The sequence below is a fragment of the Bowmanella denitrificans genome (genome assembly GCF_002887595.1).
GTDB classification, from domain to species: Bacteria; Pseudomonadota; Gammaproteobacteria; order Enterobacterales; family Alteromonadaceae; genus Bowmanella; species Bowmanella denitrificans.
Map to the genome: position 1 here is coordinate 537,750 of NZ_PEBU01000001.1, position 26,994 is coordinate 564,743.

The following is a 26,994-nucleotide window of genomic DNA, read 5'->3' on the forward strand; positions in this document are numbered from 1 at the left end:
CCATAAACACTCCATAATTGTTCACACTTGCCCTGCTAAAAGTAACTTATCAAACGATTCGAGAGGCAAGGGTTTGCTGAATAAGTAGCCTTGCCCCAGCTCGCAATTTAAATCCATAAGTGCCAACTTTTGTTGTTCTTCTTCAATACCTTCACCAATCAGCGTCAGACCTAATGACGATGCCAGATAAGCAATGGTTTTCACGATATCCAGACTTTGCTTATCCAAAAGCATGTCACGAACAAAAGACTGGTCAATTTTTAACACATCAATGGGAAATGCCTTCATGTAAGACAGGCTAGAGTAGCCGGTACCAAAGTCATCAATTGCAATCGAAACACCCATTTCCACCAAGTTGGTTAAAATATTCTGCGTTTCTTCAAAGTTGTCCATCAGGGCACTCTCGGTCACTTCAAGTTCGAGTTGTGTGGCTGATAATTTTGTCTCTTCCAAAAGCCTGGCGACATCGTCACTCAAACTGGACTCGACAAATTGTTTTGCTGCAATGTTGACGGACACTCTGATGTCGAACCCTTGCTGTTGCCAGTTGCTCGCCGCCATGCAGGCCTTACGCATCACCTGTAGGCCTAATTGAGTAATCAACCCAGTCTCTTCGGCCAATGGTATAAAATGTATCGGCGAAATCAGGCCACCTTTGTCATCGCGCAGTCTGACAAGTGCTTCAGCACCAATAATTCGCCCAGAGTTTAATTCGATCTGAGGCTGATAATGTACCTCAAGCGCATCGTTAGAGATTGCAGCCCTGAGGATTAACTCTACGTTATGGCGCTGTAATAGTTTTGCTTCTAGCTCTTCCGAGAAGTAACAATAACGATTTCGTCCTTCTTGCTTAGCACGATACATAGCCACATCAGCATGGCGCATTAAGCTTTCTTCATCATCAGCATCGGTTGGATTGAGGCTAATACCGACACTGACTGACAATCGATATTCTTGCGCTTCGATAATAAACGGGTCAGCCATTTCCTTAACAATGGCCGTGGCAATACTATCCACAATCCCTGAATTTCGAATACCTGGTACCACTAAAACAAATTCATCACCGCCTATTCGCGCCAGTGTTGCACTGACATCAACCAACGATTCCAATCGCTTGGCAACTTGTTTGATGATCAAATCACCATGATGATGGCCAAGCGAGTCATTCAGGTATTTAAAATGGTCGACGTCGATTAGGAATACGGCCACTTGCCTGCCCATCGAATTGGCTTGTTTACAGGCCTGACCAAGCCTGTCATGCAATAAAATGCGATTGGGTAAATCCGTGAGTTGGTCATGGTTGGCCAGGTAACTCATCTTAACGGCCATCGCGATGGATTCGCTAACATCGTGAAACACAATAATGGCACCAATAATATTACCTTCATCATCACGAATGGGCGCAGCTGAGTCTTCAACTCTGTATACCTCGCCAGATTTAGCGGTAAGCTGACTGTTCAGCGCCATGGCAACAATTCTTTTCTCCTGAAGTGCCAGCATGATCGGGTTTATCCCGGGCTTTTTAGAATCTGCGTCACAAAGGTTCATGACTGACTCGATATGCTCACCTTCGGCTTCTTTGGAGCGCATCCCTGTCATTCTTTCAGCAATAGGGTTCATAAACGTCACACGGCCATCTGTATCCGTCGCGATAACGGCATCCCCAATGGAATTTAAAGTGACTTTTAACCGTTCTTTCTCCAGCATTAAATCATGCTTGGCTCGCCTGACACTTGTGACATCAACCAATGTCAGCAGATAGCCAATTTCTTCTTCCTGCATCCGACGGGCGGTTAAGTAAACCTGCGCATACTCAATGTCATTAGGCCGCTCTGGCATGTAAACGGTGAACGTACCCAGGGGGAGACCTTCTTGTATTTTTTCCTGAATCTGATTGTAGAGACTTGCTGGGAATACATGCTGCATAGATTGATCAGTCATTGCTTTGGCGTTGATACCAAACCAGTCACCTCCGAAATCGTTACTAAACAAGTTTTCTAGCTTTTTGGACCAACAGGAGATGAACACCGGTACTTGTGTCACCAGTTCATGTAGGTCATCTTTGGCGACTTGTAACGCTTCTGTGCGCTGTTGCAGTATTAATTGATTTTTAACCCGCAGGCGACACAGACCCAAATCTATTGGTTTACCAATAAAATCAATCCCCCCCTGACTAAGGGAATGGTATTCGTAGCTGGATTCACTGTGAGATGTCACAAAAACAACAGCGCACTCTGACGTGCTTGGATTGGTTTTTAAACGCCTACAGACTTCAAAACCGTCAATGCCGGGTAGATCAATATCCAGCAGCACCACCTTTGGGCGCAATTTATCTGCCAGCTCCAAAGCCTGCTCGCCGGTTTCGGCTTCCACAAGCTTACCGAGATCCTGCACAGCCTCAGAAAGAATGATTCGGTTAATTGCTTCATCATCCACGATTAGAATGATGGGCAGATCTTGCTTTTGTGGGATGAACAACATAGTTAAGCCGTCTCCGTACTGGCACTTTCCCAGAGTATCGACTATTTTCATCAATGCTGCTGTAAATTGCTGTAAATGCGCATAAATCATTCATTTTATGAGTGTTTCGCAAGTGATATTAAGGATGCTTGGCCTTGCAAAGTTTGATCGACACTCCCTACCAGCTAAGTACATCTACGGTACTCATCGTCGAAGACGAACCTATTACCAGAACAATTATTGCGAACTATCTTGACGATCTTTGTAAGGTTGCCGTTGTTGCCAGTGCGGAAGAAGCAATCAGGTACTGTTCTCGCAATCCTCCCGATCTTATATTGACCGATATCTTAATGAAGGAAATGGATGGGTTATCCTTCTGTAAATTGCTTAAATCCGAAGCGGGCCTTCAGCACATCCCCGTTATTTTTATCACCTCATTGAACGAGGACGACGACGAACAAGCTTGTTGGGAGGCTGGCTGCGTCGACTATGTTGTCAAGCCCGTGAATGCGGTTACCTTGATCAATCGGGTAAAAGCCCATTTGACACTGAAATTACAAACTGACTTCCTTAAACTGCAGAGTGTGCTGGACGGCTTAACCAGGGTATATAACCGACACTGGCTAAACGACGCCGTGCCACGATTAATTCGACAAGCCAGACGAAAGCAACAGCCCTTTTGCTTAGCCATGTTTGATGTGGACTGGTTTAAACGCTACAACGACCACTTTGGCCATATACAGGGCGATCAGTGCCTAAAACAGGTAGCACACGCACTGAAAAGTACCCTATTGCGCCCCTCAGATGCCTTGGTCCGCTATGGTGGTGAAGAATTTCTATGCCTGTTACCAGATACAGACTTAAATGGCGCACTGAATGTGGTCGAACGCATCAAAGCGGCGATTAAGCAACTTGAATTACGTCATCCAGAATCCCCTTTTGGGGTCGTCACGCTGAGCGGGGGACTCTCACAACTTGAGGAGTCAGATGGCGCGAATTGGGAGGCTTGGCTCCAACGTACAGATGATCAATTGTATAGGGCCAAAACAGATGGACGTAATCATGTCTGCGTTACCTCAAATGGCCAATAGATTGAGAAGAAACAATGACAGTGGACTCAGAAGGCTCAGATGAAAAGCGAGTAGCGTTTAATAGCGGTGTAAAACGCTTAGATGTCTTCAAGTACTTTCTGCCTGCCGCCCTGACCGTTGTTGCATTTATTACCGTGCTTTTGACGATTTACTATGAATCGAGACTCAATGAAGAAGTTAAGGATGAGGTAGATCAACGGCTCCAGCAAGGCATAGTTTTAAGTGCTAATCTAGTCAACGAAGCGATTAGACAATACCGACAAGAACTACTTTTTTTACATGCCACTCCCCCTATTTCAGGCTTAGCGCGAGCAACAGAAAACAACGGTGTTGACCCGTTAGATGGCACAAAACTGGAACAGTGGAAACAACGCCTTAGTACAATATTTACTGCTCTGATGCAGAATAGAATTGAGATTGATCAATTAAGAGTTATCAGTACTGAAAGGGCTGGCAGGGAAGTCGTACGAGTTGATCGAGTGGCTGGTGCACTGTTAACTACCCCCACAGAACGCTTACAAACTAAATCTGACAGCGGTTACTTTAAGGTACTTAAAGACTCTCACCCTGGTGAGCTCTATATATCCAATATCAATCTAAATCGCGAGTACGGAAAAATTGAATACCCTTACCGTCCAATGCTTAGATTGGCACTGCCCATTTTTTACGACTCTGGCGCTCAGTATGGTTTCCTGATCATCAACATCAGCGCGAAAGAATTGCTTACCCGCTTGATTAATTCCCTGGATTCTGAGGTTGTCTTAATGCTGCTAGACGACGACGGACACTTTATCTATCACCCAGATGAACGACTGCAGTATTCAGAAGATTTAAACCCTGAATTATCGTTGAATTCAGAGTATATGCTTTCAACCACGGATAGTGGTCGCCGGGGAAGCCTCGTTTCAAGGGAAGACGCCAAGGCATTCCAGTTTATCCGTAAAGATATCCGCATTAGCGGTAGCTCCGATGACGGGATATTGCAACTGCTCCTCGCTTATCCCCAAGCAAATATTCAACTCATGCTAATGCAAGAACGCCTTTCGTCTTATGGTTTTGTGTTTATTTTATCCAGCATACTTTTAACCATTTTATTGATCTTTAATGGGAAACTTAGATCCCAAATCAAACTTTCTGAGACACTGGCAGAAACCGAAGCGATAGTAAATGGTGCCTCCGATGCCATCTTCAGCATAGATCTTGCTGGACGCATTAAGACTTGGAATGTTGCAGCGCAGAGATTATTTGGTTTGTCTACGGCCAATGTCTTAGGGGCGGTATATAACAGTTTACCGGCTTTGAACAACAAACAGCTAAATGAAGCCATAGATAAGGCAATTAACAGCAGTTCAGTTGAAGTTACCGAAACACAATTTAAAACGGTGACGTCTCAAATAGATGCAAAGATATCCCTGTCACCGGTGATTACAAATGACGGTACTTTGAAAGGTTTTGCCGTGTCAATTGAGGATATAACAGCACAAAAGATAGCCGAGCAGAAAAGCCAGCTGGCCAAAGAAGAACTGGAAAAACAGGTCAAGCAGCGAACCGCTGAGCTGGCCCTTGCGCACCAAAAGGCCGTGCAGGCCAGCGAGATAAAAAGTGCTTTTATCTCAAATGTCAGCCACGAAATGCGCACCCCGTTAAATGGCATGATGGGTTCAATACAGTTATTAAAACGTGATGCCCTGACAGATAACCAGAAGAAATATCTGGCGATGACCGAAAGTAGCACAAACACCTTAGCCACGCTGATCAACGACATTCTGGATCTGTCAAAAATTGAAGCCGGCAAATTGGATATTGAACTAGCCTCATTCAATGTTGTACATATGCTCGAAACGTTGGCAGGTTCCATGGCGGTAAAGATACAAGAGCAGGGATTGGAATTTATTTTGGACCTAGCTGACCTGCATGTTGATGAAGTGCAAAGCGATATACTGCGCTTGAAACAGATCCTGACCAATTTGTTATCCAACGCGTCCAAGTTCACCGAGCATGGTTACATTAAGCTATCGGCTTTCAATGACGTAGATGAAAATGGAAAAGATCGACTGCACTTTGAGGTTCAGGACAGTGGTGTTGGCATAGCTGATGAGAATAAGCACAAGATGTTTCAGGCTTTTAGCCAGGAGCATTCTGGCATTTCAGAGCAATATGGTGGAACTGGACTGGGGCTATCTATCTGTCGGCAACTTTGCCACCTCTTGGGAGGAGAAATCGAATTCGAGTCCCAAAAAGGCGAGGGTAGCTGCTTTAGATTTTACGTGGTTCCAGAGAAGCCACCTATACTGACTCACGATGTCTCCGCCGCCCTTAATGACAAACATGTCACCATTCTTGTAGGTCACCCTGTCCTGCGGAAGTGTACGCAGCGCTTGTTGGTTAAACTCGGCGCATCGGCAACGGCTCCTGAGGACAGTAGTTTACTACCACAAGCTCTGGAGAAGTCTGATATTTGCATATTTGATCACAACTATGCCGAACTGACAGAGGTAGTAGACATGTTAGCGCAAGAACAACTCCGTTGCTTCGCGCTGTTAGGCCTATTTAAGGACGAGGAAAAAGCACTTCCTGTTGATTACTCGATATTAAACAAACCACTGACCCAAACAGAGCTACTTGAAAAAGTTGCAGGCTTGGCATCCGTGACCTCGAATGTCCAATCAACCCTCGAAAGACCGCAAGTAACTTCCAATAGATCACTTTTAGGGCACACCATCCTGATTGTGGACGACAATGCCATCAATGTTGAAGTGGCAAAAGGGCTAATAGAACCGTTGTCAGTAGATATCCTTGTTGCCAACTCCGGAAAAGAGGCACTGCATGTATTGTCTGAGCATCCATCAGTCAGCTGTATTTTAATGGATTGCCAGATGCCCATCTTAGATGGTTTCGAGACAACACAGAGGATAAGAGCAGGTGAAGTTGGTGACAAACTGGTTGAGATCCCGATTATTGCGATGACGGCAGGCGCGATGGCCGGAGAGCGGGAGAAGTGTCTGGCCAGTGGCATGAACGATTACCTTACAAAGCCTATCTCAGCCACCATCCTGGAAGATAAGCTGATTAAGTGGTGTGATGGAAAGAAGGTTCCTAAAAAAGTGCCGCCCAGGGAAAGTAGCAGCCTGCCGGTATGGGACAAAAACGCAGCATTAACCAGAATGCAGAACAACCAAACGCTGTTTGACAAAGTGGTTCGAATGTTTATTGATTATTCCGGTGAGAAACTGCAGTTACTCAATAGCTCTATAGAGAAACAAGACATTGATGCGGTAAGAAAAACGGCCCACGCATTTCGGGGATTAGCGGGTGATGTCGGTGCCTCACATTTGGCATCAGAGCTGTCCGAATTGGAAGATGTGGCGAAACGAGGGGATACAAGTTTATTTCCCCCTTTTCTCGCCAAAATACAAAATAGCTATTCAGATTTGATGAAGCAACTCACTGATGCTGCTGATTTACCTATTGGCTAGCAGTTATATCAGGTTCGAGCTAGTACGCTTAAAATCTTCTCAACAACGTTCTCTAGATCAAACGGTTTCCCAATATGGTCATTCATACCTGCATCTAAACAGGCCTGAATATCATCCTTTGAGACGTTGGCCGTCATAGCGATTATAGGTAGAGAAGTAAATTCGGGGATTTTCCTTATGCGAGTGGTCGCTTCAATTCCATCGACGTCCGGCATTTGCATATCCATCAACACTAATTGAATGCGCTCTTTATTTGCTTTCAGCATAGTAATGCACTCCGCACCGCCCTCAGCGCAATAGACTTTGGCTCCTTCAGCAGACAGTAATTCATTGGCGACAACACGGTTGATTTCATTGTCATCAACCAAAAGAATAGTCACATTACTAAGCCGTTTAGCTTTTTGGCTATTCTTGGACCTCTCACTAACTGCCTCATCTTTTTTCCCAGCACTTATCAACTCAAATAACTGTAAAGGCGTTACAGGTTTGGTGATAAAACAGTCAAAGGAAGGCTGCTCACCGTTTAACTCACTTTCTAGCTCATCCCTTCCATGCGCAGTGACCATTACAATTTTAGGTTGCAACGATGAGGGTGCAGAGCGACGTACGCTGCGCGCCACATCTAATCCACTGATATCCGGTAAGCGCAGGTCAACCAACAATAGATCTATCGGATGCGATCTACTATGGTGTTCAAACTTTGCGATACCCTCTTGGCCCGTTTTCGCTTGGTCAACTTCAAGACCAAATCCTTTTAAGCTCTCTGAGAGAATTTCGAGAGCATAGGGATTGTCATCAATCACTAGAACCCTTTTAAAGAGAACTTGGGCTGTTGTTATGGATGGTGTATTAGCGTCATCTACAGCCACTAGTGGGAGTGAAAACCAGAAGTGGCTACCTTCTCCTTCCTCACTGGTAAATTGAAGCTCTCCCCCCATCAAGTTGGTCAGGCGTCTTGAAATAACAAGCCCCAAGCCCGAGCCACCAAAGCGTCTGGCGGTCGATGGATCGGCTTGACTAAAACTTTGAAATATTTTCTTTTGTTGCGCCTCAGTAATACCAATACCTGTATCTTTAACACCAAACTGAATTTCTCCGTTAGATTGTCGTTTCACCACAACGGTGACCGTCCCTGCCATAGTGAACTTTAAGGCGTTGCTGACCAGGTTTATCAACACCTGTTTTAATCTGAGACTGTCAACAAGCACTGACTTAGGTAAATTAGTATCAATGTCATACAGCAGTTCTACGCTGTTTTTCATCTGACTCCCGCTGAACACCACGGTGAGCTCTCTTATCAAGGATTCTAAGTCTGCGGGATGTAAATCGATATCAATTTTTCCCGCTTCAATTTTTGAATAGTCCAAAACATCGTTAAGCAATTGTAGCAGTGACTTTGATGCCGATTGTGCTTTGCTGAGGTAATCTTGCTGTTTGTCAGTAAGAGACGTTTGATTAATGAGTTGTAACATGCCAATCACTGCATTCATTGGGGTTCTGATTTCATGACTCATATTGGCTAGAAAATTTGACTTAGCGGCACTGGCCGCGTCAGCATTCTCTTTGGCACGCCGTAAACTTTGTTCGACTTCCACTTGGTCAGTAACATCTATGTTGATACCAGTTACATAAATTACCCGACCGTCACTATCTTTTACGCTGCGAGCCTCCGCTTTTATGAACTTAATCTCACCTTGGGGACTGATAAGCCTAAACTTCGTGTTGTATTCCAGATCTCTTAGCACAACGTCCATCAATGCTGACTCAGCCATTTCTATATCGTCAGGATGCACTCTGCGGCGCCAATGTTGATAGGTGATGCCCTGCGATTTGATATCAGTGCCGTAATCATAGATTTCGTACATCCTGTCGTTCCAGTTAAGCTCATCGCTTTGAACATCCCAGTTCCAGATACCCAACTCAGCAACACTCGTTGCCATAAGCAAGCGATCCCTGGTGTCCTCCAGCGCCGCCTTTATGCTTTTTTGTTCAGAGATGTCGTTGGCGATAAGAAGATAACCCGATGTGACATTATCAGTTCCTCTGATAGCCGTGATAACCATTGATACAGGTACTGTTGAGCGGTTAGCCTTGATAAGGTGGCATTCGAACTTTTCAATACCGTCTGTTTGTGCAGGCCCGGTGAGTGCCGCTAAACCAACAGGGCAGTAGTTGACTCCTGCGGCTAGTTTGACATTTCTGGCGTTTAATTCATTGTCATTGAACAGCGCCAATATGTTGCTGCCAAGGGTCTCGTCTTCGTTGTACCCCAACACCTGTTCGGCACCACGGTTAAACAAGGTAACAATACCTTCTGCAGTAAAAACAATAATGACAACTTGTGACGCTGCATCTAATACAGATTGGAGCAGCTGATTAACACTCTGAAGTTCTGTTGTTCTGGATGCGACTTTTTTCTCTAACAGGAGATTGGCATTTTGTATGGTTAGTTCAGCCTCTTTTTGCGTTGTCTCATTGCGGATCACAACTGAGTACCCTTGTTCAGTATCGCCAATAACACTGATCGTGATCGCTAACCATTGAACTTTTTCATCACGCTCCCGTTGAATATGGAAAGTATGAATGCGCTGCCCCTTGTCCAATGCAGAAAACGCCTGGTCAAGAAAAGGCTGATATCGCGGCTCCCAAAGATTGTGAAACTCATCGCCAGGCTCCAAAGGCTTCTGATTGGCAACCAGCTCTTTGGCAGCATGGTTCCAACTAATTAATTCCCGGTTAGCTGTCAGACCTAAAATTCCGTCTTCCGAATTCTCAACAATCGAGGCCATCTTAGCCTGCGCATCAATAGTCGCTTGTCTGCTCCTTCTTCCCAATGCCAGTACATAAACAAGGGTAGACAAAAGCAAGCTTAAACTTAGTCCTCCAGCCAGGTAATGCATACTGTTTGCTGGACTCAACTGGTATATGAAATCCGGCTTAATACCAAATTCAAACTTCCATTTTCGTCCGAATACCTCAACAGTCGAACTTTGCCAACGAATGATGTCTTCATCCGACGGCTCACTGACGTAGAAGTACTCTCTTGATTCACTCTCGGTAATATCCTGAATCCGTAGAAAACTTGTATCCGTATCGACCTTAATATCGGCCAGCACTTCGGACATTAGCAATGGTGCATAACTCCAGCCAAATGCCAGTTCTTCTCTTTGTGCAACAGGGGGGAGTGTGGTGCTTTGGTAGATAGGCATGAGGATCAGGAATGATTGCAAATGTTTCCCTGATACCTGAACTAAGGTAATTGGCCCGGTTATCTGCACTTCACCAGTGAGTAGCGCTTTTCTTGCCGCTTCTCGCCTATTTCTCTCTGATGCGATATCCAGCCCTACCGCTTTAACATTTCTGTCTACTGGTTCAATGTATTGAATGATATAGCGCTCGCTTGCATTGGCAGATAGCTCAGTGAGGCTAAAAGAAGGCCAACCATCATCCCTGGCTTGTTGAACAAATGCTTCAGTCTCTTGAGGCAACACTTTGCGAATAACACCAAAGCCTCTTGCTCCAGGAAAGTTTCGGTTATAGTTCCGGGTTTCGGTGTAACGCAAAAATGCGGCTCTGGACAGGTTTGCCAACCCGACAGTATGAACAGCCCCCCGCACACCATGCAGACCATATTGGTAGAGTCTTATCCGCTCCAGTACGGCGGCGACAGCTTTATTGTGACTGTCAGCAAGGGCTTCTTCGATTCTTACCTTAGTGGTTCGTTCCACGTCCCATGTAATAAGGCCAGTGGCAAAGACACCGATGAAGAAGGTGCCAGCAACCTGCCATATTGTCTTTCTCACGTGCATATCCTTTGTCATACTCACGTTTCACAATTCTACGTTCAATGAAAAACCAAGTGATGGATATAGTAGAGATTCAATGAATATCGTAAAAACCGCAAGAAACTAACCCAAATAATGCAGGAGGCCTCTATTCCCGCAGAAGCAACTTACTATTAGCACTTAATTTGCTAACAGAGCCAGTTTCTTGTCCGCACGACAGCACTACGCTACTTTGAGCCCATCCAGTAATAAATCCGGGCTCTGCAATGAATCCATCAGAGCTTGCTGAGGTTGGTCGCTGTCAGCTATCCATAGGACAGCATCCATCAGGCCGCCATGTATCAGCCTGGCAAGGGGCTCGGCTGGCGCCTGCCGGACCTGTCCACGTTTCATCAGGTGTTTCAGTAAATCGCTGATAGAGCCAACACAGTCGCCTTTGCTGGCCTGCAAATAATCTGCGCCCAGCACAAAAAGTAATATGAATTGTATTAATTTACAGGAAAGGTATGCGTATGAATTTAGACCTGTTTGTTGGTCAGTCAGGTAAGCTTGGTAAGGATATACAAAGCGCTATTTTTAAGCATAAACAGCAGCAAGCTTTGCTACTTAGCCGACAGGGTTTTGCCGGGGACGAGCAGGCCGACCAGAAACATCACGGCGGTCCGGATCGCGCCCTGCATATTTACCCGCAGGAACACTATGCCTACTGGCAGCAACAATACCCTGAGCATCCAGACTTTGTGCCGGGGGCTTTTGGTGAAAATATCAGCCTGACCGGTATGACAGAGGAACAGGTTTGTATTGGCGATGTGTTTCAGATAGGCCAGGCAACAGTGCAAATCAGTCAGCCACGCTCCCCTTGCTTTAAGTTGAATCTGCGCTTTGGGGTGCCGGATATGGCCTTGCAATTGCAACTGACCGGCCGGGCTGGCTATCTGCTGCGGGTGCTGGAGCCCGGTTTGGTAACACCCGGTGATAGCGTCAGTTTGTTGCAGCGAAACTGGCCGGAGTTAACCGTACGCATAGTAGCCTGGCAATTTTTCAACCACCCGTTAAATTCATTATTCTTGAAGCAATTACTGGCTTGCGATGCGTTATCTGCAAGCTGGCAGGCAAAAGCCCGGCTGCGTTTGGAGCAGGGCTATGTTGAAGACTGGAGTAAGCGCTTGTTCGGTTTTTTGCCCCGTTCCTAGCCTGCGTCATCCCCTATTCATCTTTTTGCTGCCATAGTATTGCCAGGATTTGGCGTTACGCTTGGCCAACTATCCGGGTCAACATATATACAAGAGAGAAAGCATATGCAAAAACAACAAAACAGTCTGCTGGCACTGGGCGTTTTCTTAGGCCTGGCGCTGCTCGGCTATTTGCTCGGCAATGCAGCCATTCAAGTTAAAGAGTATGAGCGCACCGTCACCGTTAAAGGCCTGTCTGAACGAGAGGTATCGGCCGATGTGGTGATATGGCCGATTGCCTTTACCGAAGCAGGAAACGACCTGGAGCAACTGTATCTGGATATGGAAAAAAACGTTGAAAAGATCCGCGCTTATCTCACTCTCAAAGGCATAGATGAAAGCGCTGTCAGTATTAACGCGCCATCCGTTACTGACAAATCAGCCCAGCAATGGGGTGGCGGTGAAAAAGCAGAATTTCGCTTTCTGGCCACTCAGGTGGTGACAGTTTATTCCCCGCAAATAGAGCTGGTTCGTGACGCCATGCAGGATATTGTTGAGCTGGGTAAACAAGGGTTGGTGTTCAGTGCCAACAACTACGAACATATGACCGAATACCAGTTTACCGGCCTGAACGAATTAAAACCGGCCATGGTGCAGGAAGCCACCACCAACGCCCGCGCCGTAGCTGAGAAGTTCGCCAAGGATTCGCAAAGCCAGGTCGGTAAGATTCGCCGAGCTTCTCAGGGCCAGTTCAGTATTGAAGATCGCGATAAGAACAATCCACATATTAAAACCATCAGGGTTGTGTCGACTATTGAGTATTATCTGGCTGACTGAAATCGTTCATATTTCCGTCATGTGCCCGACATAAACCACCACTAGGATTGCCGGATAGTTAATTGTCTACGGAGGCGTTATGGGCCTGAGTGTTTGGCAAATCCTGTTGGTGGTATTGATATTCCTGTTGCTGTTCGGCCGTGGCAAAATTCCTGCGTTGATGGGTGACCTGGCCGCTGGCATCAAGAGCTTTAAGAAAGGCATGAGCGAAGAGCAGCAGGAAGCTGAGCAAACAACTTCCAGGCTCGAGCAGGGCCATATCGCCGATAAAGCCGAACAAAACACTAAGTCCCAACAGCCCTCTTCCTGATCATGTTTGACCTTAGCTGGATGGAATTGCTGTTTGTCGCAGTGCTGGCGCTGATTGTAATTGGCCCCAAAGACCTGCCTGCCCTGTTTCGCACCGGTGGCAAGCTGATGGCAAAAGCCAGGCGCATCTACAAGGATATGCTTGGCAGCATCAGTCAACTGGAGCGGGAGGTGGATATGGCCTCCGGTAAAACCAGCCAGCCCGACGAACAATGGCGACAGTGGCTCCCCGACGAAGTGCGCAACCTGCCGGCTGACTTCACGCCAGGCAGCATGAGTGCCGAACAGCATGCTGAACGTCGCACTCAGTTGGATCAAGCCCGGCAGCAGGCCATGCAGAGCAAAGAGCAACAGCCATGAGCCATCAGGACCCGTTGGATTTGTCCAAGGCACCATTACTCAGCCATTTGTTGGAGTTACGTACCAGGCTGTTGTATTGCCTTGGCTTCTTCGCTCTGGCATTTGCCCTCTCTTATGTGTTTGCTCAGGATATTTATCACTTTTTGCAGCGCCCTTTGTTAGTCATTTTTGGGCCAGACAGTGGCAGAAGAATGATCTACACAGGCCTGCATGAAGCCTTCTTTACGTACCTGAAACTGGCATTTTTCAGCGCCTTGTTCTTTACCCTGCCACTGATGCTTATCCAGCTATGGCGTTTTCTGGCACCGGGGCTTTATCAACATGAGAAAAAAAGCCTGTCGATATTGTTTGCCATGACACCGGTATTGTTTGTTGGCGGGGCCGCCCTGGCGTTTTACATCGTCATGCCACTGGCCTGGGATTTTTTTATCAGTTTTGAAACACCGGGCGGCGGTGATGCCATCAGTGTGGAGCTGGAAGCCAAGGTCAGTGAATATCTGGGTTTGGTCATTAAGCTGATTCTGGCCTTTGGCCTGTGTTTTGAACTGCCCATCCTGCTACTGGTACTGGCCAAAGCCGGAATAGCCAGTGCCGAAGGACTGAAACGCTATCGTCGCCATGCCGTAGTGGCGATTTTTTTGCTGGCGGCTCTCCTCACGCCACCGGATCTTATCTCGCAGATTGCCTTGGGTTTGCCAGTTTTACTGTTGTACGAATTGTCCATCTGGCTGATTCACTGGACCGAGGCCGACGCCAGCAGCCGCCAGCGACGTCAGGCCAGTATCTAACCTACCCGCAATAGCGATTTATCCCTCATATCAATTCTGCATTTGGTGTCATAAAACTTTCCACTAAGTGTCAACTATTTGACGGAACACTGTCATCTGCCCCCGCTACATTGGCTTGGCTGGAATAACCAGTTGGGTGTTGTTGCCTTGAGGTTTACAGGTAACCCAAAGAATTTCAAAAACAACTGTTTAGCAGGTGCAATGATGACCAGTAATCTTTCCAACGATAGCAATGAAATCCAACCCGTAGTTAATCGACGCGACTTCGTAAAAGGCAGCGGCATGGTCGCCGCCAGTACCGCCTTTGCCATGATGGCTAATCGCGCTGTTGCTGCCAGTCTGCCGTATTCTGATTCTTATGGCCCACTGACCATGAAGCCATGTCAGGCCACAGGCCTTGAGCTGCTGGCTCTGCCAGAAGGTTTTGAATATACCTCATTTGGCTGGACCGGATACAACCAGGCGGATGGCCAGCCCACCCCTGGCGCCCATGATGGCATGGCTGTGGTTGCCGCCAAAGGCAGCGTAGTTTGTTTAGTCCGTAACCATGAGCAAGGCGGCAGCGGCCATACTTCCGCACCTCGCGGTGGTCGTGGTGTTTACAACTCCGCTCAGCGCGGCGGTACCAGTAATATCCTGTTTGATGTCATTCAGGGTAAATTCCTGTCTTCTTACAACAGCCTGGGCGGCACCATTCGCAACTGTGCTGGCGGACTGACGCCCTGGGGGACCTGGATGTCCTGTGAAGAAACCTATCAGAATGCGCAAGGTTTCTATCATGGCTATGTGTTTGAAGTACCTGGATTTGGCCTGTCTGACGGTGAACCTATTCGTGAAATGGGCCGTTTCTCTCATGAAGCTGCTGCCGTCGACCCAGCCACCGGCGTAGTGTACGAAACCGAAGATGCGGGTCAGTCAGCGTTCTACAAATTTGTTCCTGCCGGTAAATGGGGCGACCTGAAATCAGGCGGTAAGTTGTATGCCATGGTGCTGGACAATACGCCTCGCCTGGACCTGCGCGGCGGTTTGGTTGAAGGCAGTACATGGAACGTGAGCTGGCAGGAAGTTGCAGATCCCGATGCCTTTAACGAGAGATGTTTCAGCCAGGCAACCGACGCAGCCATTATCGAGCGTGGTGAAGGTTGCTGGTATGACGATGGTAAAATTTACTTTGTTTCCACCTCTGGCGGTGCAGCCAATTTGGGACAGATCTTCTGCTACGACCCACGTAAAGAGCAACTCACCCTGGTGTTTGAGTCTCAGAGCCGTGATGAAGTAGATGGCCCGGACAATATCGCCGTTAGCCCCCGTGGCAACATTCTGATGTGTGAAGATGGGGGTTCCAATCCCAAGCGTATGGTCGGCTTAACGATGGAAGGCAATACGTTCCATTTTGCTGAAAACCGCATTGCGCTGGATCAGGGCGACCTGGCCATTATTGATGCCGTATACCCTGGCACTCGTGCCAACTTCCTCTCCAGTGTTGGCAATTCCACCGATGGTTCCAGTCGCCGCAGCTTCACCAGCAGTGAGTGGGCCGGAGCCTGTTTCCATGATCGTTGGTTGTTCGTCAATATCCAGACCCCTGGCGTGACATTTGCGATTACCGGTCCCTGGGAAAATGGCGCCCTGTAATTGACTCCGGGGCGCACTGCGCCCCGCCTTATTTAATTGGAGAATAGCAATGCAAACATTAATAAAATCCGCTGGCCTGGCTTTGCTGCTGATGCTCAGCACTACCACTCAGGCGGCCATTATGTCGATGACCGTGCCTGGCACAGTAACGGGCCAAGTGGTTGGCGAGGATGCCTGGCAAATGGATGACACCGCCGGGGTGGATTTCTGGACTTTTGAAGTCACCCAGGCTGGCAACTATGAATTTTCGGTCAGTTCAGCCATTACCTTCGGCCTGTCGTTGTTCAGCGGCACCCTGAGCGCTGACCCAGGTTTTTTGTTCTTCCATGATCAAAACTTCACCAGCTTGTTCGACGGAGAACTTGCCTATGTTGGTGGCAGCGAACCTTATGTACCAGGCATGGGCAATATGTTTGGCATAAACCTGGCTGCAGGGTTCTATACCCTGGCCGTGGGTGGCAATGACTTTGGCCCAGGCATAGATGTCTACGATTACAGCCTGAGTGTGGCACAAGTGCCAGAGCCGTCACTGTTTGCCATCTTCCTGTTAAGCCTGGCAGTGCTGGCATACCGCCAGCGCCGCGGCTATTAAGCTGTTCTATTGTCCGGCGGCTTGAGTCCGCCGGCAACTGCCCTCAAAAAAGTCATTAGAAAAGCATTGATTGGCAACATATTTTCTCCCAGTTATGATGCCTGAGATGATTTCTACACTTGTACACCCACCATGCAATTATTGACGCCAAGATTATCTTTACGCCTGCTGACCGAAGCGGATGCCGACTTTATCCTCGCACTGCTCAATGATCCGGCGTTCTTGCAGTATATCGGTGACAAAAATGTGCGAAGTCTGGAAGATGCCCGCCAGCACATTCAGGATGGCCCGTTAGCCATGTATAGAAGCCATGGCTACTGCCTGCTGAGGGTGGCTCTGCGGGACACAGACCAAGCCATAGGTTTATGTGGCCTGCTTAAACGTGACTATCTTGACCACCCGGATCTGGGCTATGCATTTCTGCCGGCAGGCCGTGGCGCAGGTTATGCGCAGGAAGCCATTCAGGCGGTGCTGGCAAATGCTGACGCCACAGGTTTGAAGCAAATCCTGGCCTATTGCCAGTCAGACAATCAGGCCTCCATTCGTCAACTGGAAAGAGCCGGTTTTTCTTCCCTTGGCCCCTTTAAGTTAGAAGGTTCAGCGGACAACTTATTGCTCTTCCAACGCGGTCCCAGATATTAATCGCTCGTCACAGGTATCGTTAAACATATCCATAAAAACTACAAAGTAGTAGAAATAATCCTGCTCGTGGTTTATTTCTACTACAAAGTAGGAATAGATGGGGAAAGGTGATGGCTGAACCCGGAAAGATACTAGGTGAGTTTGAGCAGGTGACCCTGCTAGCACTGCTGCAACTGGACAACTGTGCTTACGGTGCAGCGATACGACAATTGTTGCATAGCAGAATTAGCCGGGATGTCGCCCTAGGTGCGCTATATGCCACGTTAGAGCGTATGGAAAAGAAAGGATTAGTCAGATCCTGGCTTGGCGATGCCACTCCCGAGCGGGGAGGGCGTGCTAAACGCTACTTTGAAGTGACCGCCAAAGGCAGACTGGCCCTGAAACAATGTAAAGCCGCATTGGATACTATGTGGCAGGGCATCATAATCTGTTCCTCAGGGGAGATGGTTTATGACTAGTCAAAACACCCCTGTGCAGCCGCCGTTACTTGCTCAGGGTTTGTTGCAAATACTGGCCGGGCAGGCCAAGGCAGCCCCCTTACTGGGCGACCTGTATGAAGAATTCCAACAGCGGGCAGTCTCTTCGATACCAGCAGCAAGAGCATGGTACTGGCAACAAACAATACATAGCCTGCCCTATGTCGTTACGCATTCCCTTGTCATCATAAAATTGCTGCGTTATACGACCTATGCCAGCCTGGCATTAGTGCCCGTGCTGGTTGCCTTTATTGCCTGGTTATCCAGTTTTGACCAGTTCCCCACTGGCGTCGAACAAGGTATGCAACGTTTAATTACTGGCCAGCTTCCTGGGCTGTTGACGGAAAGCGCCATTTGGGCACAGTTTCCTCTGGCTCTGACCGAGGTGGAAGATCTCTGGTTCTTAGTGCATCCCCCCGCCCTGCTGTGGAGTTTGCTGAGCATTGCCATGGGCTGGTATTGCTACCACCGCAATCGCACTACTACTGCAAAACTCACGGGGATATTTATGATGCTTATCTTTACGCCGTATCTGATCGGCAAACTTTATATCTTCTGGTACACGCCGCCAGCCCGGCAAGTTGGCCCCGTGTTGGCTTTCATGGTGCTGCATATATGCTACAGCTTACCGCCACTGGCCTGCCTGCTGATCAAGCGCCTTAACCTGTTAGTGGAGTCCAGACATGAATAGTCAGGAGCTGCTGCACGAAACCGAACGCAGCGAAGGTGAGCAAGGCTGGTTAGCAACCTTTGCTGATTTAATGTCGCTATTGATGTGCTTCTTCGTGCTGCTGCTGTCATTTTCTGAAATTGACGTGATCAAATTTAAACAGCTGGCTGGGTCAATGAAGCATGCCTTTGGCGTACAGCAACGTATTCCGGCAGAGGATATTCCCAAAGGGACCAGTGTCATTGCCCAGGAATTCAGCCCAGGCAAGCCAGAGCCAAGTCCTGTCAATCAGGTTCGCCAATACACCACTAACGATTCACAGCCCCTGGTACAAAGGCTTGATGGCCAGGCTAAGGTTGCACAAGCCGCCCTGAGTCAGTCCCTTAAACAGGCTCAAACCCGCATTCAGACCGACATGGCAGAACACCTTAAAGAAGGCCGTTTCGAGCTGGACAATCTGGGACAACAATTGGTCATTCGCATACATGAAAAAGGTGCCTTTGCCAGCGGCAGTGCCTTTTTGCAACCTCAGTTTGTACCATTGGTACAACAGATTGCCGGGATACTCGGTGATGTACCAGGGGAGATCATTGTCAGCGGTCACACAGATAACCTACCCCAGCGTAATGAGTTGTTTCAGGACAACCTGGAGTTGTCAGCAGCCCGGGCCATTGCTATTGCCAGGGTGCTGAGCAATGAGGCCAATCGCTGGCGTTTAAAAGTAGAAGGTCTGGCAGATACCCAGCCGCTGCTGCCCAATACCAGCTCCGCCAACCGGGCCAGTAACCGTCGGGTGGAAATCACCTTAAGTCAGGGGAAAGCCATCAATCGGGAGCTGTCTTTAATCGAACTTCAACAAGGAAATCACAATGGATAAAGGTTCAGTTGCCGGATTACTTCTGGTGGTTACCGCCATCATCCTGGGTATTATCAGTGGCGGTGAATCACTGTTTAGTTACATTAATGTCCCGTCGGTTTCCATCGTGCTGATAGGTACTTTGGGCGCAGTAATCCTCAGCGTTCGCCCTGAGGTTTTCTTTCAGGCCATCAGCAATATCGCTTATGCCTTCAGACGCAACCAACTGGATATGACGCAAGCCATTGAAACCTGTGTACGTTTGGCTGACAAATCCCGCCGTGGCGGGTTGCTGGCATTGGATCAGGAAAGCTATGCCGATCCTTTTGTGAAAAAAGCCATGGACATGCTGGTTGATGGTTATGACGTCACAACGGTTGAAGCGTTATTGAACAAAGAGATCTACCTGACCCGTGAGCGTAATCAGCAATCCGTTAAGGTACTGATGACCTTTTCTGAATTCGCCCCGGCGATGGGAATGATAGGCACACTGGTGGGCCTGGTGGCGATGCTGCAAAATATGGAGGATCCTGCCAGTATTGGACCAAAAATGGCGGTGGCGTTACTGACCACCTTATACGGTGCTTTGATTGCCAATGGTATTACCACGCCACTGGCGAAAAAACTCAGCGCCCGCAGTAATGAAATATTACTGTACCAGAGCCTGATTAAGGACGCCGCGATCAAGATAGTTCAGGGCGAGCACCCCAAAGCCACGTTTAATTTCCTGCAAACCTATGTGGAAAGCCATAAGCGCAAATCGGAAGAGGAAATGAAACAACTGATGACAGGCTGATACCCCTTGGAAATTAGCCCGTTTTATCTGTCGTCTGAGGGCAACTGATTTAACCAGACCACCAGTTGCTTGAACCTGTATTGGCGGATAAAAGGTTGGATCTTTTGCACAAACGCCTGATATTCATGTTGCAGTTCCAGATCCTTAACCAGTTCCCGAATGCCCAACACATTGTGTTGCCGGGCCAGCAGTTGTAGTTGCTGCAGAATGTCCTGCGACGGCAGCACTAACGGCGTGTTAATTTGACTGGGCTCAGGCGCGTTTTCCATCTCAGCCGCGTTAGCAATACTGCGCAGCTCCAGTTCAAACCAGAACTCACTACCTTGTTCCGGCACGCTGCGCACCTCTAATTCAGCTCCCATCAGCCTGACCAGTCGCTGGCTGATAGTCAGACCCAGGCCTGAGCCTTCGGCGCGGGTAATGTCGTTGTCCAATTGCTGAAAGGGAATAAAAATGTGCTGAAGTTGCTCTTTGGCGATGCCAATCCCCGTGTCTTTGACACTAAAGCGCACCTTATGCCGATGATCGCGGCTTTGTTTCAAGTGCGTGACGCTAAAATTAATCTGTCCTGAATGGGTAAACTTCACCGCATTGTGCAACAAGTTAAGCAATACCTGGCGCAGGCGTTTATCATCCACCAGCACCATATCCGGCAGGTCTGCAGAAAATACATGAGTGAACGTCAGGTTTTTCACCTCTGCGCTGATACTGATCATGTCCACCAGCGTGCGCAGGAGTAAGGGTAAATTAACCTCGTGGGGGTGGATTGTCAGGCTGTCCTCATCGGTGCGGGAAAATTCCAGAATATCGTTAATCAGCAACAAAAGATGTTCGGCACTGCGGTCTATGGTTTCAATACCGTGACTGTGTTCCTGCATCAGCGTACTGTTTTGCTTGTATAGCTGCGTGTAGCCAAGAATGGCATTCAATGGCGTACGTAGCTCGTGGGTTACATTGGCCATAAACTTTGTTTTAGCCTGATCAGAAGCCTCAATCAGCAGTTTGGCGGAATTGAGTCGCTGGAACATAATGGCCAGTGCCAACCACACAGCCACCAACAAGCCCAGGGCAATGCTGGATTCAGCATACAACTTGGACTTCATTTCCGCGCTTAAACTTCGAAAATAGGCGTCACTAATATCAAACATGGCCACACCCATCAATTCTCCCATGTGGCTGATGAGCGGAATATCCACGCGAAAGCAATCAGGACAGGGGGTGCCTTCGGTACTGTAATCCAGGCTCCCTGCCGGGGCCCCGATGGCGTCATAATTTAATTCCAGGCTGAAGTGATGAATATAACGCCCACCAATTGCTGGATCTTCCACAATCAGCATCTGTCGAATGGTATTCATCAAGTCCTCAGCCAGGGCATTACTGTGTTCCAAGGTTCCTAATAAAACCGTGCCTTGTGACTGGGCCAGGATACTGGCCTGGGTTTTCGCCGCCAGATACAATCTGGGCTGTAAGGTTTTTTGCCAGTACCTGTCCAATGACCACAGAAAAACCGCCAGCAGGGTCAGAAAGATAATGGCAATCACCAGGTGATTGACCAGATTGCTGTTGCCTTTGAGCCAGCGTTGTATTTGCCTGTTATTCATATTGTATGGCTACCTTCATATAGAAGGACTTAATGTTGAGGCCACTGCGTTTCAGCGTGCGCAAATTAATGTAGGGGCGCACTGTTGCCTGCACCGACAAGCCGCCAAGCACCCCTTGTTCAACGTCCCCTTCAAAAGGCGAGAACAACACAAAAGGTTCAGCGATACTCTTCGCCACCAGTGCCTTAAGTTCATCGTCATTTAGCGGTTGGGTAATAAAAGCGCCGGCAATTTGTTTGCCCGGCAACGCAAGCAGCTCTTCCAGAGTGACAACTTCTACACGGGTTTTGGCATTCTGCAACTGCTCGAAACTGTCTGCCAGTACTTGCCGGTAAAGCTGCGCGTCCTCATCGGAATTGACATGAATCAGGTAAAACACCAGCGTCTGGTCCTGTGCAATTCGCTCGTGCAGGCCAAGATCTGAGGTCACCAGGGTTCGAAACAGTTTCAGACCAACATAGGCACGATGCTGGCCATAACCGTCGGCCAGATATAGGCTCTGCACAGGTGCTGGCACTGACAAGACAGTCAGTGTCAACAGACATGCAAACCAGCGCCTTATATGCTGCATAATCTTGTCGCATCACCTTGTTTCAGGATGACGACAAATCCTATCTGAATGCATATTGCAGTTGCACATAAGCCTGACGTCCACCATATGGCAGTCCTTCAGGGTACTGAATCAGATTTGGCACAATGTCATACTCCCGGTCCGTTAGGTTGTTGATACTGGCGGTGAACGTCAGACCATTTTGGTCAAACAATTCGTTAATGGTCAGGCTGTAATCCAGGGTAGTGTGTGCATCAAATTCACGAGTAACAGGTGTACGCAATTGCACATCCCAGCCCTCTTGTGTGCCTGTGTGGCGAAGCATTACCTGATGGGTCGCCATGCTATCAGAACGCCAGGTCACCCCCAGGTTACCCAGCCAATCCACCGCTCCCAGAAGTTTGCCGTCGGTTTCATCCAGATGGTCCTTGGCATGCACATAAGACAAGTTGGCAAACCAATGCCAGTTTCGATTGATATCCTGTTGCCATTCCAGTTCCACACCACGACTGTCAATATCTCCTCGATTGCGCCAAACAGGGGATTGACCTGGGCGCAGATAGTATTCAATCAGGTCAGTAACCTTGGTGAAAAACAAGGTGGAGCGAAAACTAAAACCCGGCGCCCGATAGATATATGCCAGCTCGCTGGATGACAAAGACTCTTCGCTAAGTTTGGTGGACTGTGACGCCACCACAGACAGACTGCCCGGGTAGCTTTCTTTCAGAGTAGGCGGCCGGAACGCTTCGGCATACTGCGCCTTGAAAATATGACTGTCGCTGTGTCGCCACACCGCCGCTATGCGGGGTGAAGCTTGATTACCCCAATCGTCATAATTGTCATAGCGTGCGCCCCATGTGATCTCCAGCTTGTCTGTGGCTTGCCATTGGTCCTGCAACGTAATACTGGTCAGGCGTCGTTCTACTCCCGGCATCACCAGCACACGCTCTGGCGGGCTTTCTACAATGGGCTGCCCCAGCGCATATAGTTGGTGGAAGGCATTATCCACCTTATTCAGGCTATGACTTATTTGTGCATACCATTGATGATTGGCTGAAAACTGCCAATGCAAGTCAAGTGCGGCTCGCAAGGTGGAGTCTTCACTGCCTTCACGAACGAAATTATCCCGCAGCACTGGCCTGCCACCAGGCCCATTAATACCGGCTGGAATAGGCAAGTAAGTCGCTTCATTCAGGCGGGTCTGCATACTGGCCAGCGTCAAACCCAATTCCATGTCTGTTGCCAGGGTCCAGTTTTTCCTTAACTGAATCCCCTGCACTGTCTCCAGTCTGGGTTCCAGTGCCTGGGGCATGGCTGCGTTTTTTCCATACCACCCGCCACGTTCAACCTCTGCATACTGGAGGTTTAGTTGATAGCCCTGATATTCGCCCTGGGCCAGCAGCAATCGACCTTTTTCGCGATCATAGATTTCACCAGGTGAGTAACCATGCCCTCCACGAGCAAAATTATCCGGATTGGTCAGTCTGCCAACATCGTTCTGATCCCAGGCTGAAAAATTGAATGAGGTTGACAGGCCGTTTTGCCATTGGTGATTCAGTGACAGATCGATCTGACCGTAATCCTGACTACCTGCTCTTAGTAGCAGGCTATTTTGTTGCCGGGTAACCACATTCACCACCCCGGCAAAGGCAAATTCCCCATGCAGTGCCGAACCAGGGCCTCGCACCACTTCAATACGTTCCACCTGACTAACTGGCAAGCGCATCAGCCAGTCGGCCGAGGCATCCACCGGGCGGTTGACCGGTACGCCATCGACCAGAATTTTCAGGTTGCTGCCATTTAGCGTTGCCCCTATGCCCCTGACCACGCTAACCATGTCGCCGCTGTTGTTGACCATAGTGTAAAAACCGGCAATCTGATCCAGGGCAGCGCCAACATTGTGCACACCACGTTCGGTAAGATCATCACCATGCAATACACTGACCATACCAGGTACATAATCAGCGTTCATTTTGCTATGGGTAGCCAGGGCGGTTTCTTCTTCAAGCATGGCCATCAGCTCGGCCATTTCCTGCATTTCCTCCAGGTTTTCGGCACTGACTGGCCGCCAAAACGCAAAAGTGGTTAAAAACGTGATTACCACCAAGGGGCTACTAATCGCATGATTTTTTGTTGTCATTATGCTCTCGTTACTGCAATTTTCAGTAGGTTAATGGCCTGTTTGGCGGCAAACAAACATTTTTATCCGCTCTGCCGTCAGTCAACTTAATCCTGCCAGGTTCTGTGCTCCATGCTGTAACAATTTCGACCATGGCGTTTCGCCCGGTAGAGCTGCTCGTCGGCCTGTTGCAACAATGCCAACTCAGCCATATTTTGCTCTGGAGAACATGTAGCCCCGCCCAGGCTGATACTGACGAAGCAACCTGAAGAGTCCGGATGAGGCAGCGCTTCGGCAAGAACCAGCCGACGTAAACGCTCGGCCACCTTGGCAGCCCCCTCGCGATCCGTGTCAGGCAGTAACACCACAAACTCCTCACCTCCGAAACGGGCTACCGCATCGGCCGGGTCCCGCAGCCCCATAGACAGAACTCTGGCAATGGCTTGCAAACACGCATCTCCCTGCGTATGGCCGAATCTGTCGTTGTAAGCTTTGAAGTGGTCCACATCTATCATTAGCAATGACAGTTGCGATTTGTTGCGTATTGCTCTTAACCATTCTTGTCGGAACACCTGATTAAAGTGGCGACGATTCATCAGAGACGTCAATTCGTCGGTGCAGGCCAGTTCCGCCAACTTATCGCCTTTTTGTTTCAGTGCCAGATGATTACGCAACCGGGCCTTGAGGACCGGAATGGAAAAGGGTTTGTTGATATAGTCTATGGCTCCCAAACTCAGGCCTTTCTCCATATCTACCTCATTGTCCCGGGCGCTGAGAAACACAACGGGAATGTCTGCGGTGGACGGGTCCTGTTTTAGCCGACGGCACACTTCATAGCCGTCCATCCCAGGCATCATAATGTCCAGTAAGATAAGATCGGGGCGGCGCTGATGCACCAATGCCAGGGCCTCCTCGCCGGACAATGCTACCATCAGCTCAATGTCTTCCTCTATCAGGTGCGCAACCAGAATATCCAGGTTGGACGGAATATCGTCGACGGCCAGTACGGTAGGTTGCTTGAATTCCATTTTAATACTCATCAATTCTCTCAGACGCGGTGCAAATAAATTCGGTTAAACAAGGCATCTCAATGCAAAACCACCGCCAACTTGAAATAATCTTAAATATCAACGCATTAATCCAACTTCACATTCATCCTATAGCGAATATGCTTATAGAACACTTCCTTTGCTTATAGATTCTTATAGACTAACAAGCACCGTTATTGTCGCGAGTGCTTTATGTCATCTATCCCTCTGGTGTTGTTGGTAGACGATAAACCGGACAATCTGGATCTATTGGTCAACTACCTGGCCGAGTGTGGATTAGAACTTAAGGTGGCTACCGATGGCGAACAAGGCCTGGAATTAGCTGCTGAGTATGTGCCGGACCTGATCCTACTGGATGTTATGATGCCAGGTCTTAACGGCTATGAAGTCTGTGACCGTCTCAGAAACATGCCAACAACCCGTCATTGTCCGGTTATTTTTATGAGTGCCCTGACCGATACTGATAGCAAAGTCAGGGGATTTGATGCCGGCGCAGTGGATTTTATCAGTAAGCCTTTCCAACGCCCCGAAGTATTAGCGCGCATTCAGGCCCATCTGACCATTAGCCAGCAAAAGCAGCAGTTACGTTTGAAAAATCAACAACTGGTTCAATTAAATAAGGAACTGCAGGAGCAGGTAAACAAGCGACAACAAGTAGAGCACGCATTGCAACTGGCGGATGAACGTTTGTCAGCGCTCAGCCGTCAGGAAGCAGAACATTGGGGCATTGATGCCTTCGTCGGCGACAGTCGTGTTGTCGCCGAATTGCTTGAGGAAGTGCGCAACCTGCAACAGGCACCCGACACAAGCGTTCTGGTGTTAGGTGAGAGTGGTACGGGTAAGGAGCTGGTTTCCAGAGCCATCCATTTTGGCAGCAAACGCAAACTCAGCGCCTTTGTCGCGGTTAACTGTTCCGCCATTCCCGCCGAGCTGGCCGATGCAGAATTTTTCGGTCATGTAAAAGGCGCTTATACCGGGGCAACCAGTGACAGAAGTGGTTACTTTGTTCAGGCAGATGGTGGCACGCTGTTTCTGGATGAAATAGGCGATATGCCAATACATTTGCAGGCCAAATTATTAAGGGTACTGGAAGACGGTATTGTAACGCCGGTAGGCGGACGCCAGAGCCGACGGGTGAATGTGCGTATTGTGGCGGCAACAAACGCCAATATCAGTGACAAGATCCGCAAACAGGCATTTCGTCAGGACCTGTATTTTCGTCTGGCAGGTTATCAGATTCAGTTGCCACCACTGCGGGAACGATTATCAGACATTCCGCTGTTGGTTGACCACTTCCTGACGTCACTGGGACGTCAAATGGGCAAAGACTACCCCACCTTAACGCCACAGGCGTTACTGGCACTGCAACAGTACCACTACCCGGGCAATGTCAGAGAGCTAAAGAATCTGATTGAATATGCCCTGATTGCCAGTCGCGGCAGGCCTATTGGCGCACACCACCTGCGCTTCGTTGACTTGTCTGCCGAGCAAAGTGCTGTGGACCTTCCTTACCATGAACCTGCTAAGCCGCACAGCAACACTGAATCTGCTGAAGCCTTACTGATGAACTATGCCAACAATACAGGCCGTATTGACAATAACACTGCTCAGGCACTGCTGCGCGTTGACCATGGCCGTGCTTCCTATCTGCTTAAAAAACTCTACAAAGACGGTAAACTACAAAAGCAAGGACAGCGGCGCTGGGCGTTTTATATTCCTGCCTGACGGCC

Annotated in this window: 22 protein-coding genes; 15 read left to right on the forward strand and 7 right to left on the reverse strand. The window is 48.6% G+C overall.

All coding sequences use genetic code 11. The features are described 5' to 3' along the window. Positions 1-21: 21 nt before the first annotated feature. Positions 22-2,532 (reverse strand): two-component system response regulator, encoded by a 2,511-nt coding sequence (locus CSR04_RS02490; protein ID WP_245921303.1) that lies wholly within the window; start codon positions 2,530-2,532, stop codon positions 22-24. A gap of 83 nt (positions 2,533-2,615) precedes the next feature. On the opposite strand from CSR04_RS02490, the gene CSR04_RS02495 reads away from it, so the two are divergent. Next, positions 2,616-3,551, forward strand: coding sequence for a diguanylate cyclase (locus CSR04_RS02495; RefSeq protein ID WP_102794638.1), 936 nt, complete (start codon positions 2,616-2,618; stop codon positions 3,549-3,551). Positions 3,552-3,565: 14 nt separating this feature from the next. Beyond that, complete coding sequence (locus tag CSR04_RS02500) at positions 3,566-7,027, forward strand: ATP-binding protein (protein ID WP_102794639.1); 3,462 nt, start codon at positions 3,566-3,568, stop codon at positions 7,025-7,027. 8 nt (positions 7,028-7,035) lie between these two features. On the opposite strand, the gene CSR04_RS02505 is transcribed toward CSR04_RS02500, so the two are convergent. Both CSR04_RS02505 and CSR04_RS02510 read right to left on the reverse strand, forming a co-directional pair. Further along, positions 7,036-10,830: a PAS domain-containing hybrid sensor histidine kinase/response regulator gene (locus CSR04_RS02505; protein ID WP_172449207.1), complete on the reverse strand. Its 3,795-nt coding sequence runs from the start codon at positions 10,828-10,830 to the stop codon at positions 7,036-7,038. A gap of 204 nt (positions 10,831-11,034) precedes the next feature. Then, the gene (locus CSR04_RS02510; protein ID WP_102794641.1) at positions 11,035-11,280 is read right to left on the reverse strand and encodes a hypothetical protein; all 246 of its coding nucleotides are present in this window, start codon (positions 11,278-11,280) and stop codon (positions 11,035-11,037) included. Between the two features lie 38 nt (positions 11,281-11,318). Here CSR04_RS02510 and CSR04_RS02515 point away from each other — a divergent pair, with 38 nt between their 5' ends. The 12 genes from CSR04_RS02515 to CSR04_RS02570 all read left to right on the forward strand — a co-directional run bounded on the left by CSR04_RS02515 (position 11,319) and on the right by CSR04_RS02570 (position 19,945). Further along, the gene (locus CSR04_RS02515; protein WP_216362494.1) at positions 11,319-12,005 is read left to right on the forward strand and encodes an MOSC domain-containing protein; all 687 of its coding nucleotides are present in this window, start codon (positions 11,319-11,321) and stop codon (positions 12,003-12,005) included. Between the two features lie 105 nt (positions 12,006-12,110). Further along, the gene (locus tag CSR04_RS02520; protein ID WP_102794642.1) at positions 12,111-12,821 is read left to right on the forward strand and encodes an SIMPL domain-containing protein; all 711 of its coding nucleotides are present in this window, start codon (positions 12,111-12,113) and stop codon (positions 12,819-12,821) included. Between the two features lie 79 nt (positions 12,822-12,900). After that, complete coding sequence (gene tatA / locus CSR04_RS02525; protein WP_102794643.1) at positions 12,901-13,131, forward strand: twin-arginine translocase TatA/TatE family subunit; 231 nt, start codon at positions 12,901-12,903, stop codon at positions 13,129-13,131. Positions 13,132-13,133: 2 nt separating this feature from the next. After that, a complete protein-coding gene (locus CSR04_RS02530) occupies positions 13,134-13,490 on the forward strand; it encodes a Sec-independent protein translocase subunit TatA/TatB (RefSeq protein WP_102794644.1) in 357 nt (118 codons plus the stop codon). Then, positions 13,487-14,278 carry a twin-arginine translocase subunit TatC gene (tatC, locus tag CSR04_RS02535; protein WP_102794645.1) on the forward strand — a complete coding sequence of 264 codons (792 nt, stop codon included), beginning with the start codon at positions 13,487-13,489 and terminating at the stop codon, positions 14,276-14,278. The genes CSR04_RS02530 and tatC overlap by 4 nt, the downstream gene beginning before the upstream one ends. A 201-nt stretch (positions 14,279-14,479) precedes the next feature. Then, positions 14,480-15,913 (forward strand): alkaline phosphatase PhoX, encoded by a 1,434-nt coding sequence (locus CSR04_RS02540; RefSeq protein ID WP_102794646.1) that lies wholly within the window; start codon positions 14,480-14,482, stop codon positions 15,911-15,913. 49 nt (positions 15,914-15,962) lie between these two features. Next, positions 15,963-16,505, forward strand: coding sequence for a hypothetical protein (locus tag CSR04_RS02545; protein WP_102794647.1), 543 nt, complete (start codon positions 15,963-15,965; stop codon positions 16,503-16,505). Between the two features lie 132 nt (positions 16,506-16,637). Then, positions 16,638-17,147, forward strand: coding sequence for a GNAT family N-acetyltransferase (locus CSR04_RS02550; RefSeq protein ID WP_102794648.1), 510 nt, complete (start codon positions 16,638-16,640; stop codon positions 17,145-17,147). Positions 17,148-17,257: 110 nt separating this feature from the next. Next, positions 17,258-17,605, forward strand: a complete 348-nt coding sequence (locus tag CSR04_RS02555; protein WP_102794649.1) for a PadR family transcriptional regulator — start codon at positions 17,258-17,260, stop codon at positions 17,603-17,605. Continuing rightward, the gene (locus CSR04_RS02560) at positions 17,598-18,314 is read left to right on the forward strand and encodes a hypothetical protein (RefSeq protein ID WP_102794650.1); all 717 of its coding nucleotides are present in this window, start codon (positions 17,598-17,600) and stop codon (positions 18,312-18,314) included. Before CSR04_RS02555 ends, CSR04_RS02560 begins: the two co-directional genes overlap by 8 nt. After that, entirely contained in the window at positions 18,307-19,170 is an 864-nt protein-coding gene (locus CSR04_RS02565) for a MotB family protein (RefSeq protein ID WP_102794651.1), read from the forward strand. The genes CSR04_RS02560 and CSR04_RS02565 overlap by 8 nt, the downstream gene beginning before the upstream one ends. Then, positions 19,163-19,945, forward strand: coding sequence for a motility protein A (locus CSR04_RS02570; protein ID WP_102794652.1), 783 nt, complete (start codon positions 19,163-19,165; stop codon positions 19,943-19,945). Before CSR04_RS02565 ends, CSR04_RS02570 begins: the two co-directional genes overlap by 8 nt. Positions 19,946-19,968: 23 nt before the next feature. On the opposite strand, the gene CSR04_RS02575 is transcribed toward CSR04_RS02570, so the two are convergent. The 4 genes from CSR04_RS02575 to CSR04_RS02590 all read right to left on the reverse strand — a co-directional run bounded on the left by CSR04_RS02575 (position 19,969) and on the right by CSR04_RS02590 (position 25,255). Then, positions 19,969-21,546 (reverse strand): sensor histidine kinase, encoded by a 1,578-nt coding sequence (locus tag CSR04_RS02575; protein WP_102794653.1) that lies wholly within the window; start codon positions 21,544-21,546, stop codon positions 19,969-19,971. Next, positions 21,539-22,084: a hypothetical protein gene (locus CSR04_RS02580; RefSeq protein WP_146027086.1), complete on the reverse strand. Its 546-nt coding sequence runs from the start codon at positions 22,082-22,084 to the stop codon at positions 21,539-21,541. The genes CSR04_RS02575 and CSR04_RS02580 overlap by 8 nt, the downstream gene beginning before the upstream one ends. Positions 22,085-22,157: 73 nt before the next feature. Further along, positions 22,158-24,236 carry a TonB-dependent receptor plug domain-containing protein gene (locus CSR04_RS02585; RefSeq protein ID WP_102794655.1) on the reverse strand — a complete coding sequence of 693 codons (2,079 nt, stop codon included), beginning with the start codon at positions 24,234-24,236 and terminating at the stop codon, positions 22,158-22,160. 86 nt (positions 24,237-24,322) lie between these two features. Further along, the gene (locus CSR04_RS02590; protein WP_216362495.1) at positions 24,323-25,255 is read right to left on the reverse strand and encodes a diguanylate cyclase; all 933 of its coding nucleotides are present in this window, start codon (positions 25,253-25,255) and stop codon (positions 24,323-24,325) included. Between the two features lie 201 nt (positions 25,256-25,456). Here CSR04_RS02590 and CSR04_RS02595 point away from each other — a divergent pair, with 201 nt between their 5' ends. Then, entirely contained in the window at positions 25,457-26,989 is a 1,533-nt protein-coding gene (locus CSR04_RS02595; protein WP_102794656.1) for a sigma-54-dependent transcriptional regulator, read from the forward strand. Positions 26,990-26,994: the final 5 nt, after the last annotated feature.